The 16,635-nt window shown below is 71.0% G+C and carries 17 protein-coding genes and 1 tRNA gene; 7 read left to right on the forward strand and 11 right to left on the reverse strand.

Annotated elements, in window-relative coordinates; all coding sequences use genetic code 11:
- Positions 1–19: 19 nt before the first annotated feature.
- A complete protein-coding gene (gene glmU, locus G5S38_RS05110; protein ID WP_165065301.1) occupies positions 20–1,465 on the reverse strand; it encodes a bifunctional UDP-N-acetylglucosamine diphosphorylase/glucosamine-1-phosphate N-acetyltransferase GlmU in 1,446 nt (481 codons plus the stop codon).
- Positions 1,466–1,512: 47 nt separating this feature from the next.
- A tRNA-Gln gene (locus G5S38_RS05115) sits at positions 1,513–1,584 on the reverse strand.
- 152 nt (positions 1,585–1,736) lie between these two features.
- Here G5S38_RS05115 and G5S38_RS05120 point away from each other — a divergent pair.
- Positions 1,737–2,228 carry a MarR family winged helix-turn-helix transcriptional regulator gene (locus G5S38_RS05120; protein ID WP_165065304.1) on the forward strand — a complete coding sequence of 164 codons (492 nt, stop codon included), beginning with the start codon at positions 1,737–1,739 and terminating at the stop codon, positions 2,226–2,228.
- A gap of 54 nt (positions 2,229–2,282) precedes the next feature.
- On the opposite strand, the gene G5S38_RS05125 is transcribed toward G5S38_RS05120, so the two are convergent.
- The 6 genes from G5S38_RS05125 to G5S38_RS05150 all read right to left on the reverse strand — a co-directional run bounded on the left by G5S38_RS05125 (position 2,283) and on the right by G5S38_RS05150 (position 7,613).
- Positions 2,283–4,130: an ABC-F family ATP-binding cassette domain-containing protein gene (locus G5S38_RS05125; RefSeq protein WP_165065309.1), complete on the reverse strand. Its 1,848-nt coding sequence runs from the start codon at positions 4,128–4,130 to the stop codon at positions 2,283–2,285.
- Positions 4,131–4,190: 60 nt separating this feature from the next.
- Positions 4,191–4,613, reverse strand: a complete 423-nt coding sequence (locus tag G5S38_RS05130) for a DapH/DapD/GlmU-related protein (protein ID WP_165065312.1) — start codon at positions 4,611–4,613, stop codon at positions 4,191–4,193.
- 212 nt (positions 4,614–4,825) lie between these two features.
- Positions 4,826–5,305 carry a molybdenum cofactor biosynthesis protein MoaE gene (locus G5S38_RS05135; RefSeq protein ID WP_201276587.1) on the reverse strand — a complete coding sequence of 160 codons (480 nt, stop codon included), beginning with the start codon at positions 5,303–5,305 and terminating at the stop codon, positions 4,826–4,828.
- On the reverse strand, positions 5,298–5,846 hold the full coding sequence (locus G5S38_RS05140) for a MogA/MoaB family molybdenum cofactor biosynthesis protein (protein WP_165065315.1): 549 nt from the start codon (positions 5,844–5,846) through the stop codon (positions 5,298–5,300). Before G5S38_RS05140 ends, G5S38_RS05135 begins: the two co-directional genes overlap by 8 nt.
- The gene (gene moaC / locus G5S38_RS05145; protein ID WP_165065318.1) at positions 5,843–6,349 is read right to left on the reverse strand and encodes a cyclic pyranopterin monophosphate synthase MoaC; all 507 of its coding nucleotides are present in this window, start codon (positions 6,347–6,349) and stop codon (positions 5,843–5,845) included. The genes G5S38_RS05140 and moaC overlap by 4 nt, the downstream gene beginning before the upstream one ends.
- Entirely contained in the window at positions 6,342–7,613 is a 1,272-nt protein-coding gene (locus tag G5S38_RS05150; protein WP_165065321.1) for a molybdopterin molybdotransferase MoeA, read from the reverse strand. Before G5S38_RS05150 ends, moaC begins: the two co-directional genes overlap by 8 nt.
- A 151-nt stretch (positions 7,614–7,764) precedes the next feature.
- On the opposite strand from G5S38_RS05150, the gene G5S38_RS05155 reads away from it, so the two are divergent.
- Positions 7,765–8,628: an MTAP family purine nucleoside phosphorylase gene (locus G5S38_RS05155; protein ID WP_235928910.1), complete on the forward strand. Its 864-nt coding sequence runs from the start codon at positions 7,765–7,767 to the stop codon at positions 8,626–8,628.
- Positions 8,625–9,719, forward strand: coding sequence for an NAD-dependent epimerase/dehydratase family protein (locus tag G5S38_RS05160; RefSeq protein WP_165065327.1), 1,095 nt, complete (start codon positions 8,625–8,627; stop codon positions 9,717–9,719). Before G5S38_RS05155 ends, G5S38_RS05160 begins: the two co-directional genes overlap by 4 nt.
- Positions 9,720–9,989: 270 nt before the next feature.
- Here the strand turns inward: G5S38_RS05160 and G5S38_RS05165 are convergent, their stop codons facing one another.
- Entirely contained in the window at positions 9,990–11,726 is a 1,737-nt protein-coding gene (locus G5S38_RS05165; protein ID WP_235928911.1) for a molybdopterin-dependent oxidoreductase, read from the reverse strand.
- Between the two features lie 71 nt (positions 11,727–11,797).
- Here G5S38_RS05165 and G5S38_RS05170 point away from each other — a divergent pair, with 71 nt between their 5' ends.
- From G5S38_RS05170 to G5S38_RS05185, 4 genes are all read left to right on the forward strand, one after another.
- Positions 11,798–12,694, forward strand: coding sequence for an SMP-30/gluconolactonase/LRE family protein (locus tag G5S38_RS05170; RefSeq protein WP_165065330.1), 897 nt, complete (start codon positions 11,798–11,800; stop codon positions 12,692–12,694).
- Positions 12,695–12,786: 92 nt separating this feature from the next.
- Positions 12,787–13,491, forward strand: a complete 705-nt coding sequence (locus tag G5S38_RS05175) for a glycosyltransferase family 2 protein (protein WP_165065333.1) — start codon at positions 12,787–12,789, stop codon at positions 13,489–13,491.
- Positions 13,488–14,138 carry a TIGR04282 family arsenosugar biosynthesis glycosyltransferase gene (locus tag G5S38_RS05180; protein ID WP_165065336.1) on the forward strand — a complete coding sequence of 217 codons (651 nt, stop codon included), beginning with the start codon at positions 13,488–13,490 and terminating at the stop codon, positions 14,136–14,138. The genes G5S38_RS05175 and G5S38_RS05180 overlap by 4 nt, the downstream gene beginning before the upstream one ends.
- Positions 14,135–14,851 (forward strand): methyltransferase domain-containing protein, encoded by a 717-nt coding sequence (locus G5S38_RS05185; protein ID WP_235928912.1) that lies wholly within the window; start codon positions 14,135–14,137, stop codon positions 14,849–14,851. Before G5S38_RS05180 ends, G5S38_RS05185 begins: the two co-directional genes overlap by 4 nt.
- Before the next feature lie 6 nt (positions 14,852–14,857).
- Here the strand turns inward: G5S38_RS05185 and G5S38_RS05190 are convergent, their stop codons facing one another.
- The gene (locus G5S38_RS05190; RefSeq protein ID WP_165065339.1) at positions 14,858–15,355 is read right to left on the reverse strand and encodes a hypothetical protein; all 498 of its coding nucleotides are present in this window, start codon (positions 15,353–15,355) and stop codon (positions 14,858–14,860) included.
- Positions 15,355–16,605, reverse strand: a complete 1,251-nt coding sequence (locus G5S38_RS05195) for a molybdopterin-dependent oxidoreductase (RefSeq protein WP_165065342.1) — start codon at positions 16,603–16,605, stop codon at positions 15,355–15,357. The genes G5S38_RS05190 and G5S38_RS05195 overlap by 1 nt, the downstream gene beginning before the upstream one ends.
- Positions 16,606–16,635: the final 30 nt, after the last annotated feature.

Raw genomic sequence — 16,635 nt, forward strand, 5'->3', positions numbered from 1 at the left:
GTGATGCCGGCGAGCCGACCTAGGACTCCGGGTCCGGCTTCTGCTCGTGCGCGGCCGCGGCCGCGGTAGCGGCAGCAGTACCGGCACGGTTCGTCTGGACCCAGTCAGTGATGTTGCGTTGCGGAGCCGCCGTGATCGACAGCGCTCCGGCCGGAACGTCCTTGCGAACGACCGTGCCAGCGCCGGTGTAGGCGCCGTCTCCGATTCTAACCGGCGCGACGAACACGTTGTGCGACCCGGTGCGCACGTGCGACCCCACCTCGGTGCGGTGCTTGTTCACGCCGTCGTAGTTCGCGGTGATCGTGCCAGCCCCGACATTCGACCCGACGCCGACGGTGGTGTCGCCGAGGTAGCTGAGGTGCGGAACCTTGCTGCCCTCGCCGATCACCGAGTTCTTGGTCTCGACGAAGGTGCCGATCTTGCCGTCGGCGCCGAGCACGGTTCCGGGCCGAAGGTAGGAGAAGGGGCCGACGGATGCCGCGGCTCCGATCACCGCGAGGGTCGCGTCGGTGCGCTTGACGACCGCGTACTCCCCCACCTCGCAGTCCACGAGCGTGGTGTCCGGCCCGACGATCGCGCCGCGCTCGATCGTGGTGGCGCCCTTGAGCTGGGTGCCAGGCAGCACCTCGACGTCTTCGGCGAGGGTGACCTTGAGGTCGATCCAGGTGGTGGCCGGGTCGTGCACGGTGACGCCCGCGAGCTGCCAGCGGCGGATGATGCGGGCGTTCAGCTCGGTCGCCGCCGCGGTGAGCTGGGCGCGGTCGTTGACGCCCGCGATGAGCCAGGGGTCGGAGACGGGCATGGCCGCGATGGCGCCGCCCGCCGCCTTCATGCCGGCCGCGGCATCCGTCAGGTATTTCTCCTTCTGGGCGTTGTCGGCGCCGATGCCGGCGAGCACGGTGCGCAGCAGCGGCACCCCGAACACGTAGACGCCGCCGTTGACCTCGCGCACCTCGAGCTGTTCGGGCGAGGCGTCCTTCTGCTCGACGATGGAGTGGAACCGGCCGGCGTCGTCACGCAGGATGCGGCCGCCGCCCGTGGGGTCATCGAAGTGCGCGCTGAGCAGGGTGAGGGCGTTGCCCGCGGCGCGGTGCGATGCGACCATCGCGGCGATGGTGCCGGCGTCGAGCAGCGGAACGTCGGCGCTGAGCACCACGACGTCGCCGGTGAACGTGTCGGGCAGCGCCTCCAGGGCGACCTCGACGGCGCGGCCGGTGCCCGGCAAGTCGTCCTGGTCGACGATGACCGCGGAGGGCAGGTAGTCGACGATCGCGGCGGCGACGGCGTCGCGTTCGTGGCGCACGACGGCGATCACGTGGGCAGCGTCGAGCTCGTCGGCGGTCGCGACGACGTGGCCGACGAGGGGCACCCCGGCGATGGAGTGCAGCACTTTGGCGCGGGCGGATCGCATGCGGGTGCCCTGCCCGGCGGAGAGGATGATCACGGCGAGGTCGGCATCGGTCATGGCGGATTCCTTCTGGTCGTGGGCCGCGGCCGACGCCGCGTTCTGGGCTCCGCCTCCAGGATTCGAACCTAGACCGAACAGCTCCAAAGGCTGTCGTGCTGCCGTTACACTAAGGCGGATCACGCCGTCGGACGCGGCTCAAGTCTGCCAGATCGATCGTGCGGCGGTAGCACCGCACCTCACTGCCGGATCGCTCGCACGGCCTGCCGGATCGCTCGCGCGGCGGTGGCACCGCGAATCGGCCCCGTGCCTGGCACGGGATAATGGCCTGATGCCGAGCAGCGACGAAGTGGACCGAATCGTCGACGCGTGGACCCGCGAGCGTCCCGACCTCGACTTCGCGCCACTGCAGGTGCTCAGCCGCGTGGGCCGACTGTCGAAGCACCTCGATCGGGCGCGTCGCACCGCGTTCGCGGCATCCGGCCTCGAGGCATCGGAATTCGACGTGCTGTCGGCACTGCGCCGGGCGGGCGAGCCGTACCAGCTGACACCCAAGGCGCTGCTGCAGCAGACCCTGGTGAGCAGCGGCACGATGACGAACCGCATCGACCGGCTCGTGCAGCGCGCGCTGGTGGAACGCCGCACCGACCCGAACGACGGCCGCGGCATCCTCGTCGTGCTCACCGCCGAGGGGCGCACCCGCGTCGACACCGCGATCAGCGAGTTGCTCGCGGCCGAGACCGAGGTGCTCGGCGGGCTGTCGGTGCTCGACCAGGAACGCCTCGCCGGGCTGCTGCGCAAGCTCAGCCTCGACTTCGACTGACGCGGTTCGCCGCTTGCGGGGCACGCCGTCCCCTTGCGGGGAGCGGTGAATGCCTCAGCCCTCGAGCAGCTCCGTGAGCTCGAGCCAGCGCAGCTCGAGGTCTCCCTGCGCCGTCTGCAGCGCGGTGAGCTCGGCCTGCAACGTGGCGAGGCCCGCGTAGTCGCTCTGGTCGTGCGCCGCGAACCTGTTGTGCAGGTCGGTGAGCTGGGTCTGGTACTTGGCGAGCTTGCGCCCGGCTGCCGCGAATTCCTTCTGCGCGTTGCGCAGCTCGGCACCGCCGAGGGACGGCTTGCCGGTGGCCTTGCCCGACGCGTCGGACGAGGCATCCACGCTGCCGCCCTTGGCCGTGGCCTTCGCCCCGCCGCCGCGTTCGACGGTGCGCAGCTTGAGATACTCCTCGACGCCGCCGGGCAGGTGCCGCATGCGGCCGCCGAGGATCGCGTACTGGTTGTCGGTGACGCGCTCGAGCAGGTACCGGTCGTGGCTCACGACGATGAGCGTGCCCGGCCAGGAGTCGAGCAGGTCCTCGATCGCGGCGAGGATGTCGGTATCGAGGTCGTTGGTCGGCTCGTCGAGGATGAGCACGTTGGGCTCGCCCAGCAGGATGAGCAGCAGCTGCAGGCGTCGGCGCTGGCCACCGCTGAGGTCCTTGACCCGGGTGGAGAGCTGCTCGCTCATGAAGCCCATGCGCTCGAGCAGCTGCCCTGGTGTGAGCTCCTTTCCTCCGGTGACGTAGGAGCTCTTCTGGTTCGCGATGACGTCCATGACGCGGTCGTCGAGGATGTCGGCGAGTTCGTCGAGCTGCTGGCTGAGGATCTTGACCTTGACCGTCTTGCCGCGCTTGACCCGGCCGACGGTGGGCTGCAGGGTGCCGGCGATGAGCGACAGCAGGGTGCTCTTGCCCGCGCCGTTGACACCGAGGATTCCGGTGCGCTCGCCCGGGGCGATGCGCCACTCGATGTCGTGCAGCACGGTGCGCCCGGTCGATGCGGGGGCGGCGGGGTCGGTGGGCGGGTACGTGACACCCACGTCGAGCAGGTCGACGACGTCCTTGCCCAACCGCGAGGTGGCGAGCTGGCTGAGGGTCACCGAGTCGCGCGGCGGCGGCTCGTTCGCGATGAGCTCGTAGGCGGCATCCATTCGGAACTTGGGCTTGGTCGTTCGTGCCGGGGCGCCGCGGCGCAGCCAGGCGAGCTCCTTACGGGCGAGGTTCTGGCGCTTCGACTCCATTGTCGCGGCCATTGCGTCGCGCTCGACGCGCTGCAGGATATAGGCCGCGTATCCGCCCTCGAACGGCTCGATGATGCGGTCGTGCACCTCCCAGGTGGCGGTGCAGACCTCGTCGAGGAACCACCGGTCGTGGGTCACGATCAGCAGCCCGCCCTGGTTGGCCGACCATCGCTTCTTGAGGTGCCCGGCGAGCCAGGCGATGCCCTCGACGTCGAGGTGGTTGGTGGGCTCGTCGAGAAAGACGACGTCCCAGTCGCCGACGAGCAGCTTGGCGAGAGCGACGCGGCGGCGCTGGCCACCGGAGAGCTCGCCGAGGCGGGCGGTCCAGGGCAGGTCCGAGAGCAGGCCGTCGATGACGTCGCGGATTTTCGCATCGCCCGCCCAGACGTGCTCCTCGAGGTGGCCGACGATGGCCTCGGCGACGAGCAGGTCGTCGCTGAGCACGTCGGACTGGTCGAGCATGCCGAGGGTGATGCCGCGGCGGCGGGTGACGCGGCCGCCGTCGGGTTCGATACGCCCGGAGAGCAGGCTCAGCAGCGTCGACTTGCCGTCGCCGTTGCGCCCGACGATGCCGATGCGGTCGCCCTCATCGATGCCGATGGTCACCTTGTCGAAGATGACGCGGGTGGGATATTCGAGGTGCAGGGACTCAGCCCCGAGTAGATGTGCCACTAGTAGAGGATAGGCGGGTGGGGAGGGGCCGAGAGCCGCCTCCCCCGTCTGTGCCGGTCGCTACGCCGCGCGGCGGTCGGCGATGATGCTGTCGGCGCGCTGGCGAGAGGAGATGACGGCGCCCGCGGGGATGCGCGAGTCGCGGTCGACGGATGCCCCGGCGCCGACGCGTGCGTGGCTGCCGATGCGGGAGTGGCTGCCGATGGTGGCTCCGGGGGCGACGACCGCGCCCTGCCCGACCCGAACGTTGACGCCGATCACGACGCCCGCGCCGACGGCGGCATCGGACTCGATCCAGACGCCGGCCCCGAGGCGTGCCGCCCGGCCGACCTGTGCGCCCGCCTCGACCCAGGCGGTCGAGTCGATGAATGCGGACGGATCTACCGTCGCGCCGCTGGCGACGAGCCCGCGGCCATTGGGGTGCTTGCGGTAGCGCGTGATGGTTCCGTTGTCGTCTTCGATTTCTTCCCAGACTGTGCCCATAGGAGTGCCCCTCGCAGAATGTGACCGGTGCGCTGGTGCGCGCACCGTTGCAGTGTTCAACACATGTTGAGTGGTCGGGATTCCTTCGCGCGCCCCCCTGCGGCTGATAGTCGCCTGTGAAGTTTCTATCAACCAGCTGGCGTCACGCTGGGGTCACTGCGGGGTGATGGGGCTGCGGGGTCATCGACGCCGGGCCCAGCGTGACGGCGAGCTCAGCCGAGGGACGCGACCCATTCGGAGGTGCCGTCGTCGAACTCCTGCTGCTTCCAGATCGGCACCGACTCCTTGACGGCGTCGACCAGGCGCGAGCATGCCGCGAAGGCCTCGGCGCGGTGGGCGGATGACACTGCGCACGCCAGCGCGACGTCGCCGATGCCGAGGGTGCCGACCCGGTGCGCGACCGCGATGGTCACCGGATACTCATCGGCCACGAAGTGCGCGACCGACGTGATGACTTCGCCGGCCGACGGGTGCGCGCTGTAGGTGAGCTCGTGCACGGCCTTGCCGACGTCGTGGTTGCGCACCACTCCGGCGAAGGTCACGACGGCGCCTGCGGTGTCGTCGGCGACGGCATCCGCGCACTCCTCCACCGTGATGGGGTCGTCGCTGATGCGCGCAAACACCACTCTTCCGAGGGGCGCGACGCGTCCGCCCGCGGTGTCGGCATTCTCGATCCTGGGTACATCACTCATCGTGGCGTCCTCCCGCTAGTTGGTCGATCACATGGTCGACGACCTCGTCGAGCAGCGCCAGGCCGTCGCGCACCCCGCCGGTGGATCCGGGGAGGTTGACGACGAACGCGTTGCCCGCGACCCCCGCCAGGCCGCGGCTCATCAGGGCGAAGGGGGTGACGGCGGATCCGCGGCGGCGCAGCTCCTCCTGGAACCCCGGCAGCAGCTGCTGCAGCACCGGCGCGGTCGCCTCGGGCGTGGTGTCGGTGGGCGCGATGCCCGTGCCCCCCGTGGTGACGATGAGGTCGGGGTCGACCGCGAGGGCGCGCTCGAGCGCCGCGGCAACGTCGGGGCCATCGGCGACGACGGAAGCGGCATCCACTTCGAATCCCCTCGCCCTCGCCCACTCGACGATGACCGGACCGGTCTCGTCCGCGTAGATTCCGGCGGCGGCGCGAGTGGATGCCACGATCACGACGGCCCGGCGGGTGCGCCTGCCCGCGCTGTCGGCTGCGGTGCCGGGCGCCGCGGTGTCGAGCCCTACCGCGCTGGTCTCGCTCATTCGCGCACCCAGTCGCCGGACTTGCCGCCCTGCTTCTCCAGCACGCGGATGTCGGTGATCGACGCGAGCTTGTCGACGGCCTTGATCATATCGTAGAGCGTGAGGGCGGCGACCGACGCCGCGGTGAGGGCCTCCATCTCGACCCCGGTGACGCCCGCCGTCTTGACAGTCGCGATCACGGTGACGCGGTCGCCCTCGCCCGTGATGTCGACCGTGATCTTGGTCAGCGGCAGCGGGTGGCAGAGCGGGATGAGCGACGAGGTCTGCTTGGCGGCGAGGATGCCGGCGATGCGCGCGGTGCCGACCGCCTCGCCCTTGGGCAGGTCGCCGGTGAGCACCGCCCGCACGACGTCGTCGCGGGTAACGAGCACGGCCTGCGCCACGGCGCGGCGGCTAGTGACGGCCTTGGCGCTGACGTCGACCATGTGCGCCGAGCCGTCGTCGCGCAGGTGGGTGAGGCCAGCGGCGGTGTCGGTGTCGGCTTGCGGAAGCTGGTCAGTCATCGATGCTCCAGACGTCGACGGTGTCCCCGGCAGCGAGGTGCGAGACCCCGACCGGCACGTGGACCAGGAGGGTGGATGAGGCGTAGCCGTGCAGCAGGTGCGAACTCGGGCCGCCGACGAGTTCGACCGCGCCCGTGGCATCCATTCGCCCCCGCCTGACCTGGTGCTTGCCCTCCGGCGAATCGAGATCGGCCGCGAGCGGCGCGCGCCAGGTGCGGCGGCGGGGCGGCAGGCCGTGCAGTTCGCGCAGCACCGGGCGCAGGAACATCTCGAACGACACCAGCGCGCTGACCGGGTTGCCGGGAAACGAGATCACCGGCACCTCGAACGCGACGCCGAGCGGGTCGAAGAGCGACGCGGTCCCGCACCCCTGCGGGCCGCCCGGCTGCATCGCGACCGAGTCGAACACCACGCCGGATGCTTCGAACAGGTCGCGGGCGACCTCGTAGATGCCCGCGCTGACACCGCCCGTGGTAACGACGAGGTCGGCCCACGGGGCGTGCTCCGAGAGCATTGCGCGGGCGGTGTCAAGGTCGTCGTTGGTGACCAGCACCGACTCGAGGGTGGCGTGGCATTCGGTGAGCGCGATGGCGAGAGCCATGCCGTTGGCGTCGTAGATCTGGCCGGGCTGCAGGGGTTCGCCCGAGGGGCGGAGCTCGTCACCGGTCGAGATCAGCAGCACGTGCACCGGACGCACGAAGTCGAGGGTGGTGACTCCGGATGCCGCCACGATGCCCCACTGCGCAGGCCCGAGCGTGCGCCCGGCGTGCACGAGCTCGGTACCCTCTGCCACGTCGGAACCCCTAGGCCGAATGTAGGCGCCGGGTTGCGGCATCCGGTCGAACCGCACGGTGGCCGGTCTCGCCGATCCGGCATGCGAGGCCTGCGGAAAGTGCGCGGGCGTCGCCGCCTCGATCGGGATGACGGCGTCCGCGCCACGCGGGATGGGGGCGCCCGTCATGATCGGGGTCGCTTCGCCCGGCCGGTGGGTGCGCGGGCCGGAACCGGCGGCGACGGGAGCGGCGACCGTGAGCGAGCGACCCGGCACGACGTCGGCGGCGCGCACGGCGTAGCCGTCCATCTGCGAGTTGTCGAACGGCGGCAGGTCGATGGGCGACACCACGGCGGTGGCGAGCACCCGGTGGTAGTCGCGGAACTGGGCGAGCGCGGCGGGCCCGAGGCCGGTGACGGCGAGTGGTTCGCGGTTCGCGAGGGGCGCCAGCAGGTCGCGGATGACTCGCTGGTGCTCGGCCACGGAACGCATTGGTCCATCATCACCCGTTTGCCTGCGGGGTGGGTACCGGCGGTGGTGCCCGGGTGCCGAGTGATTGACTGGGCGCATGAATGACGTCACAGCGCCAGTCTCCACAGTGCCACTCTCCACAGTGCCAGTCTCCACTGCGCCAGTCTCCACAGTGCCACTCTCCACAGCCACCGTCGCCGTGATCGGCGGGTCGGGGCTCTACAGCCTGTTCGACCCGGCCGACTCCGAGACCCGCACCATCGCGACCCCCTACGGACCGGCGCAGGTGACCATCGGCGACCTCGGGGGGCGTCGCACCGCCTTTCTCACCCGGCACGGAACGGATCACTCGGTCGCCCCGCACCTCATCAACTACCGGGCGAACATCTGGGCGCTCGCGTCGCTCGGCGTCACCGCGATCGTCTCCAGCGCCGCGGTCGGCGGGGTCAGCCCGGAGTACCCGCCGGGCACCCTCGTGCTCACCGACCAGTTCATCGACCGCACCCACGGGCGCGCCGACACCTTCTACGACCGCGGGTCGGTGCAGCACCTCGCCGCGGCCGACCCGTTCTGCCCGACGCTGCACGCCGTCGCCGTCGATGCGCTCGCCTCGATCGGCGACGAGGCACGCGACTCCGGCACCGTCGTCGTGATCCAGGGCCCGCGGTTCTCGACCCGCGCCGAGTCGCTGTGGTTCCGCGCGGCTGGCGCCCACACCGTGAACATGACGCTGTATCCGGAGGTGCCGCTCGCGGCCGAACTCGGCATGGGCACGGTAAACCTGTCGTTCGTGACCGACGCGGACGCGGGGCTGGCGCCGGCCGCGCGGGCCGGAGGGGACGCCTCGTCTGACGACGACGTCTCTGCCGAACTCGTGTTCGCGCGTCTCGCGGAAGCGCAGCCGCGCATCATCCGGGCCATCGAGGCCATCATCCATTCGATCCCGGAGGACTACTCGCCCCGAGAGCTCATCGCGCCTGCCGAGATCGCGGCCGTGCTGGCGCGCGAGACCGTCGCTGTGGAGACGGCGTCATGACCCTGCTCATCACCGGTGGAGCCGGGTTCATCGGATCGGCCATCGTGACCGCGGCACTCGACCGCGGCGACGACGTGCGCGTGCTCGACTCGCTGCGCGACGACGTGCACGGCGGGCAGCCCGACATCGATCCGCGCGTCGACTTCATCCGCGGTGACGTTCGCGACGCCGACGTGGTGCGCTCCGCCCTCGACGGCGTCGACGTGGTGTGCCACCAGGCGGCGAAGGTCGGCCTCGGCGTGGACTTCGCCGACGCTCCCGACTACGTGTCGTCGAACGACCTCGGCACCGCGGTGCTGCTGGCCGCGATGGCCGAGGCGGGCGTGATGCGGCTCGTTGTCGCGAGCTCGATGGTCGTCTACGGCGAGGGCAGCTACCGCGGCGCCGCCGGACTCACCCGCCCCGCGCCCCGCCGGGTCGAGGACCTCGACGCCGGCCGGTTCGACCCGCTCGACGCCGACGGCGGGGCGCTGGTGCCACAGCTCATCGCCGAGGATGCCCCGCTCGACCCCCGCAATGTCTACGCGATCACCAAGCTCACGCAGGAGTACCTCGCCACGTCGTGGGCCCGCAGCACCGGCGGGCGCGCAGCGGCACTGCGGTACCACAACGTCTACGGGCCGGGGATGCCGCAGAACACGCCGTACGCCGGTGTCGCGTCGCTGTTCCGGTCGGCGTTGCAGCGCGGCGAGGCGCCGCGAGTGTTCGAGGACGGCGCGCAACGCCGCGACTTCGTGCACGTGCGCGACATCGCCTCGGCGAACCTCGCGGCGATCGACTTCACGGCCGGGCCTGGCGCGGGCGGGCCGGGGGCTGCCGGGTCAGGGGCGATGGATGCCTCGTTCCGCCCGTTCAACGTCGGAAGCGGAACCGTGCACACGATCGGCGAGATGGCCGAGCAGTTGAGCATCCACGCGGGTGGGCCGGCTCCGGTCGTGACGGGTGAGTACCGGCTGGGCGACGTGCGACACATCACCGCGTCATCCGCTCGCCTGCAATCGGAGCTGGGCTGGACCCCGCGCGAGACCTTCGAGAGCGGCATGCGCGAGTTCGCGACGGCGCCCCTGCGCGCGGCGGTCACCCCGAAGTAGGTGTGGGTGCGGCCGGGCAGCCGCGCTACGAGACCGCGTGGCGCGGGACCCCGTGGCGCGGGCAGCTTTCATTATTCAGGAGTGGTTGGCCAGGGGTCGGGGGTGGATGCCGCGGTCCAGGCGCCTTTCGCGCCTGGACGCTGCACTTCCGCACCATTCGGCGCCCCTGTTCCTGAATATGGAGAGTTACCGGCCGCCGGTTCCTGAATACTGAAAGTTTCAGCCGGCCGGTTCCTGAATGATGAAAGCCGCGCTGCCCGACCGGCCGCGCTACGAGACCGAGACGGTCACGGAGTGCAGTCCGCTGCTGCCGTTGGGCGCGGGCGACGCTTCGACCTCGGTCTGCACGAGCCCCGCGGCATCCGTCGCCCGAACGGTGATGCGGTGGTCGCCGGGGGTCGCGTCCCACGGGTACGACCACTGCAGCCAGCTGTCGACGGTGACCTCGCGGGCGAGGTCGGCCTCGCGCCACGCGCCGTCGTCGATGCGCACCTCGACGCGCGAGACGCCGATGTGCTGCGCCCAGGCGACCCCGGCGACGACCACGTCGCCCGCGTCGACCCCGGAGCGTGGGGTGTCGATGCGCGACGACAGCTTGATCGGGCCGCGGTCCGACCAGCCGCGCGGCGTCCAGTACGCGATGTCGTCGGCGAACGTCGTGACCTTCAGCTCCACGACCCACTTCGTCGCCGACACGTAGCCGTAGAGCCCAGGCACGACCATGCGCACCGGAAACCCGTGCTGCAGCGGCAGCGGTTCGCCGTTCATGCCGACCGCGAGCAGCGCGTCGGTCGCGTCGTCCTGCAGCACCTCGAGCGGGGTCGACGCCGTGAAGCCGTCCGAGCTCGTCGACAGCACCATGTCGGCATCGGCGGACGGGCCGGCCATCGCGAGCACCTCGCGGATCGGATACCCGAGCCACAGCGCGTTGCCGATCAGGTCGCCCCCGACGGTGTTCGACACGCACGCGAGCGTCACGTAACGCTCGACGAGGGGCATCGCGAGCAGTTCGTCAAAGCCGATCTCGACCTCGCGGTCGACCATTCCGGTCACCCGCAGCCGCCATCCAGCCGGATCGAGCGACGGCACCTGGAGCGCTGTATCGATGCGGTAGAACTGGTCGTTCGGCGTGACGTAGGGCGTGAGCTCGGCGATGTCGAGCGCGCCGCCGTCGGGAATCGCGGGAGCGGGATCGGCAGCCCCGGGCAGCCGGATCATGTCTCGCAGGTCGCTCACGGCGGTGGCCGCGGCACTCATCACGCGCGCACCGGCCCCGACCAGCGCGCTGCCGACGCCGACCACGACGACCATGCGCAGAAAGCTGCGGCGCGCGTAGCGAACGCCAGGGGTCTGCGCCTGCAGCACCGGCAGCGGCATGTCGGCCGTCGCCCCGTCGTGCAGGTCCCGCGCCGACCCTGCCGCCTCACCCGCGCCGCCTGCACTGCCCGCACCGCCCGCACCGCGCGCCAGCTGCCCGCGCTCCGCGAGCTGCGACACCACGTGCGCCCGCCGCGCGACCACGCGGTCCCACACCACGAGCCGCGCGACCAGCAGCCGCAGCATCGTCGCGCCGGCGAGCGCCCCGGCGACCGTCGGAAGGGCGTGGAGAATGGATGCGTCGGCGCGCGTCACCGCCGCGAACACCGCGAGCGCGGCAATCGACCCCAGCACCGCGATCCCCCACGGCGGCCGCCGCAGCTGCAGGATGCCGGCCGCAACGGCAAGCACGACGACCACCGCACCGAGCGACAGGAACAGCACGAGCTTGTCCGCGGTGTCGAACAGCGCGATGACGAGGTCCTTGATGCCCGCGGGCACCAGGTCGATGACGAGCGACCCCACGGCGAGGATCGGGTTGCCGATACCGCCGAACAGCAGCGACACGACCTCGGCGACCGCGAGGGTGAGCAGGGCCGAGACGGTCCCGGCGACGGCGGCCCAGCCGGCGAGCCTGGTGGGGGCGATGCCCTGGTCGGCGGCGGGGCGAGTGGCGGCGAGCGAAGTCACGGCCTCAGGATAGGTGGGGCACCTGCCAGCCCGCCCGGCCAGCCCACCTCAGCCAGCACCAGGAGACCACGATGACGAACTACCAGGCACGACCGGCCACCGCAGAGTCCTTCCGGCTGTCGGAGGGTCCGCTCTGGGACGCACCGCGAAACCGCGTGCTCTGGGTCGACATCGAGGGCCGGGCCGTGCTCGAGGGGTCGCTCGCCGGCGACCTCGTGCTGGTGACCGCGCGCCACGAGTTCGACACCAGGGTCGGTGCCGTCGTGCCCGCCGCCGACGGCCGCCTGCTCGTCGCCGCGCAGGAGCAACTACTCGTCGTGCAGCCGAACGGCGACCGCACGCCTGGGCCGCGCTTCGTCACCTCCGGGGTCGACAGCCGCGCCAATGACGGATCCGTCGACCCCGCCGGGCGCTTCCTCATCGGAACCTTGGCCCTCGACGAGCGCGAAAAGCAGGAGTCGCTGTACCGCGTCGAGGACGACGGCTCGCTGACCACGATCGACGACGACCTCACCCTGTCGAACGGTCTCGCCTGGTCGCCTGACGGCGCCGTCTTCTACAGCACCGACACCACGTCGAAGACGATCTACTCGCGCAGCTACGACAAGGCGACCGGTGACGTCGGTGAGCGCCGCGTGCACCTGACGCTGGACTCCGGATCGCCCGACGGACTGTGTTGCGACGCCGACGGCACCCTGTGGGTCGCGGTGTTCGGCGAGGGCGAGATCCGGCACTTCGGCACCGACGGCGCGCTTCTCGATACCGTCACCGTCCCCGCGCCGAACACCACGAGCGTCGCGTTCATCGGCCCGAACCTCGACACGCTGCTCATCACCACGGGACGCGACAACCTCTCCCCCGAGGAGCTCGCCGAGTACCCCGACTCCGGCAAGCTCTTCACCGCCCGAGTCGGCGCGACCGGCCAGTACTCCACACCGTGGTCGGGTTCCTGGGCGGCGGACGCCTAGCCCGGTTTGTAACCCAGCCGCGGGTCATACCGCACGGCACGCCGCAGCACCACCCGCAGCGGTGCACAGCATCCACCTCGTACAGTCGGGGGATGACGAACCCGGGGGAACGCCCAGACATCACCGTTGACGTGGTGTTCCCCTGCCTCAACGAGGAGCAGGCGCTGCCGTGGCTGCTCGGTCGCCTGCCCGCCGGCTACCGCGCCATCGTGGTCGACAACGGGTCGACTGACCGCTCCGCCGAGGTCGCCCGCGAACACGGCGCAACGGTCGTCACCGAAGCCCGCCGCGGGTTCGGCGCCGCCGCGCACACCGGGCTGATGGCGGCGACCGCGCCCTACGTCGCCTTCTGCGACGCGGATGCCTCGATGGATCCCGCCGACCTGCCCCTCGTCGTCGACCCCATCCGCTCCGGCCAGGTCGAGCTCGTACTCGGACGCCGCCGCCCCACCACCCGCGCCGCCTGGCCCATCCACGCGCGCATCGCCAACCTCGTCCTCGCCCTGCTCATGCGCAATGCGACCGGCCTCCCCCTGCACGACCTCGGACCGATGCGCGCCGCGAACCGGCCCGCCCTCGTCGCCCTCGCCCTCACGGACCGCCGCAGCGGCTACCCGCTCGAGATGGTGCTGCGCGGCAACGCGGAGGGCTGGCGCATCCGCGAGGTCGACACCCCCTACGCGCCGCGCGTCGGGCGCTCCAAGGTGACCGGAACCGTCAAGGGCACCATCACCGCGGTGCGCGACATGTCGCGCCTGCTGCGCGAGCAGCGCCGCGCCGGGGTACCGACCTCGTGACGACCCTGGTACTCATCGCCAAGGAGACCATCCCGGGCAGGGTGAAGACCCGCCTGCACCCTCCGCTGACCCTCGAGCAAGCCGCAGAACTCGCAGCCGCGGCCATCGCCGACACCCTCGATGCCGCCGCCGGGGTACCCGCCGACCGCCGCGTTCTGCTCTTCGACGGAAACCGCGTGCCCCCCGGCTCCGAACACTACGACGTGATGACTCAAGTGAGCGGCGACCTCGACGAGCGCCTCGGCGCGATGTTCGACGCGTGCGACGGCCCGACCGCGCTCATCGGCATGGACACCCCGCAGCTCACCGCCGACCTGCTCGCCCCCATGTTCACCGACTGGCCAGCCGACGTCGACGCGTTCTTCGGCCCCGCCACCGACGGCGGCTTCTGGTGCCTCGCGCTGCGCGAACCCACCGGTGACCTGCTGCGCGGCGTACCCATGTCACGCGACGACACCGGCGAGATCCAGCTCCAGCGATTGCGCGATGCAGGACTCAGGGTGTGGATGCTGCAGCCCCTGACCGACGTCGACACGATCGACGACGCCCGCGAGGTCGCGGCCGACGCACCCCACACTCGCTTCGCGAACACCCTCACGCGCTTTCTCGCGTCCGACAGCACCAGCGCCGTGGAGGTGCCCCGATGAGCATCGCTGCGAACACCAACGACATGGCCAACGACATGGCCGAATCCGACGCCACCTTCGGCGCGGGCGGCTCTGAGCCGTACGCCACCGCGCTGCGCCGCAACGAGTCGGCAGTGCTGCACCTGCACGACGACCTCGAGGGCACCGTCAGCGCCTCGTCGACCATGGACGTCGCCAAGTGGAACGCCGACGCCGACGCCGCCGACCTCACCCTGCTGCGCAGCGTGACCGGGCCGGTGCTCGACATCGGCTGCGGCCCCGGCCGCATGGTGCGCGCCGCCCGCTCCCTCGGCATCGAGGCGCTCGGCATCGACGTGTCGCCGACCGCGGTCTCCATCGCGATCGACGCCGGACTCGCCGTCATCCAGGGATCGATCTTCGACCCGATGCCGTCCGAGGGGCAATGGCAGACCGCCCTGCTCGTCGACGGCAACATCGGCATCGGCGGCGACGTCTCCGCCATGCTGCAACGCTGCACGGAACTGCTGTCGCCCACCGGCGAGATCGTGGTCGAACTGCACGCCGACCCCGAGCACGATCGCACCTACCGCGGCATGCTGGTCGGAACCGACGGCACGGCGAGCGCGTCGTTCCCGTGGGCCGAGATCGGCCTCGAGCGCCTGCTGGAGCGTGCAGCGGCCCTGGGGCTCGTCTCGCGGCAGAGCTGGCTCGTCGCCGGTCGCAGCTTCGTGCGCCTCGCGCCCGCGGCGTAGGACGCGCTACGACCTCGCGCTGCCTGTCCGCGCCCTGCGCGCCCGCACCGCGAGGTACCCCGCGATCACCGCGGCGGTGAGCGCAGCCAGCACGACGTAGAACACGACGAGGTTGCCCGCGTAGTCCAGCGGCAGCACGGTCGGGTTGAGCGTTCCGACACCCTGCTTGTAGATCTGCGGGAACACCACCAGCGCGACGATCGCCCCGACCACGATGGCGCCCTGCAGGATGGCGAGCACCGCGACCGGCACGCGCCTGCCGGCCCTGCGCAGCACGAGCGAGACGCCGAGTACCCCGAACGCGATGATGCCGTCGTGGATGACCAGTGCGCCGATGAACCAGGCGAGGATGCCGAGGTACCGCGACGGGTTGACCTGGTCGAGCAGCACGACGCCGCCGAGCACGAGGCCCGCGACGCCGAGCACGATGAATCCGATGCGCCACGCCCGCATGGCCGCGGCAGACATCGGCGGGCGTTGCCCGGCACGAGAAATGCCCGACATCAGATCACCTCCAGCGAACTCAGCCACTTGGTCTGCAGCACCCCTGGCCTGGCCGGCGCGATCATGCGCGCCGGGTAGCCGTGGTCGATATCCAGCACGTCGCCGTTGAGCTCCAAGGCAACGAGGGTGAGCTCGTCGCGCACGAATTCCGGGCCCATCTCCATGACGGCGTAGATGCTGTCCTGCTCGAGGCTGGTCGCGCGAAAGTACACGTCGGGCCCGGCGCCGACCAGGTCGGCGAGGTCGCGCATGCGGGGTCCACGCCAGGTCGCCCACTGGCTCCAGCCCTCGACGCACGCGATCGGCAACCGCACGGTGTACTGCTGCATCGCGAGCAGGTCGTCGCGGCTGAATAGCATCGACCGGTCGCCGTTCGTCACGGTCAGCGTCCAGTTCGCGGCGTTCGCGGTGGTGAGCACGTCTGCCGCCTCGGCGGTGCGGTTGATCGGTACCCCGCTCGGGCCGGTACCCATCTTGCGAGGCCCGAAGGCGTTGGCGAAGTCCAGTACCCGAAAGGACTGGCCGGCGGTGAGGGCGACGAGGGCGGCGGATGCCACGGCGATCGTCGCCAGGAAACCCCGGCGACTGGTGCGCGCATCGGCGGGGCTCGGGTGCTGCCCCGGCGTCTGGTCGATCCACGCGAACACCCGGCCGGTGACACCGCGCGTGGCCGTGGCCGGAGCTTTCGGGGCGCCCCCGGTCGAGAACGTCAGCTGTCGCGCGACGCGCTCTGGCTTCTTGCGCCAGTGCTTGGCGATGACGGGCAGCTTGACGCCGATGTGGATCGCGAGCGACCCGATCACGACGAACGACAGCGCCCAGTGCGTCTGCCGGAACGGGAACGGGAACAGCGCGTAGAGCTGGAAGGTGTTGAGCAGCCCGATGGTGATCTGCACGAGCGATGCCGCGACGAACAGGGCGATCGACGCGCGTTCGAGAAAGTGCGGGAACGAGCGCACCGGCGGCGACTGGAACAGCTCGGGAAAGACCACGTAGAGCTTGCCGAGGATGAGCGGAAAGCACACGATCCCCGCGGTGATGTGGATGCCCTGGCTCACCTGGTAGAGCCAGGTCGGGCGGGTGGCGAAGTGCATCCACGGCAGCGGGTCCTGCAGAAAGTGGCTGTACAGGCCGGTGGCGAAGCAGACCACGAAGGCGAGTCCGAGCAGGCGGCCGAGCACGGTGGCCATGCGCGGCGTGCGCGACGGCGACGCGAGGGAGCGTCGCATGTCGTGCAGGAGGCGCTGCATAGTCACATTCAACCCCGCGGGGCCCTCGCG

Source organism: Marisediminicola senii, from assembly GCF_011057645.1.
Lineage (GTDB): Bacteria > Actinomycetota > Actinomycetes > Actinomycetales > Microbacteriaceae > Marisediminicola > Marisediminicola senii.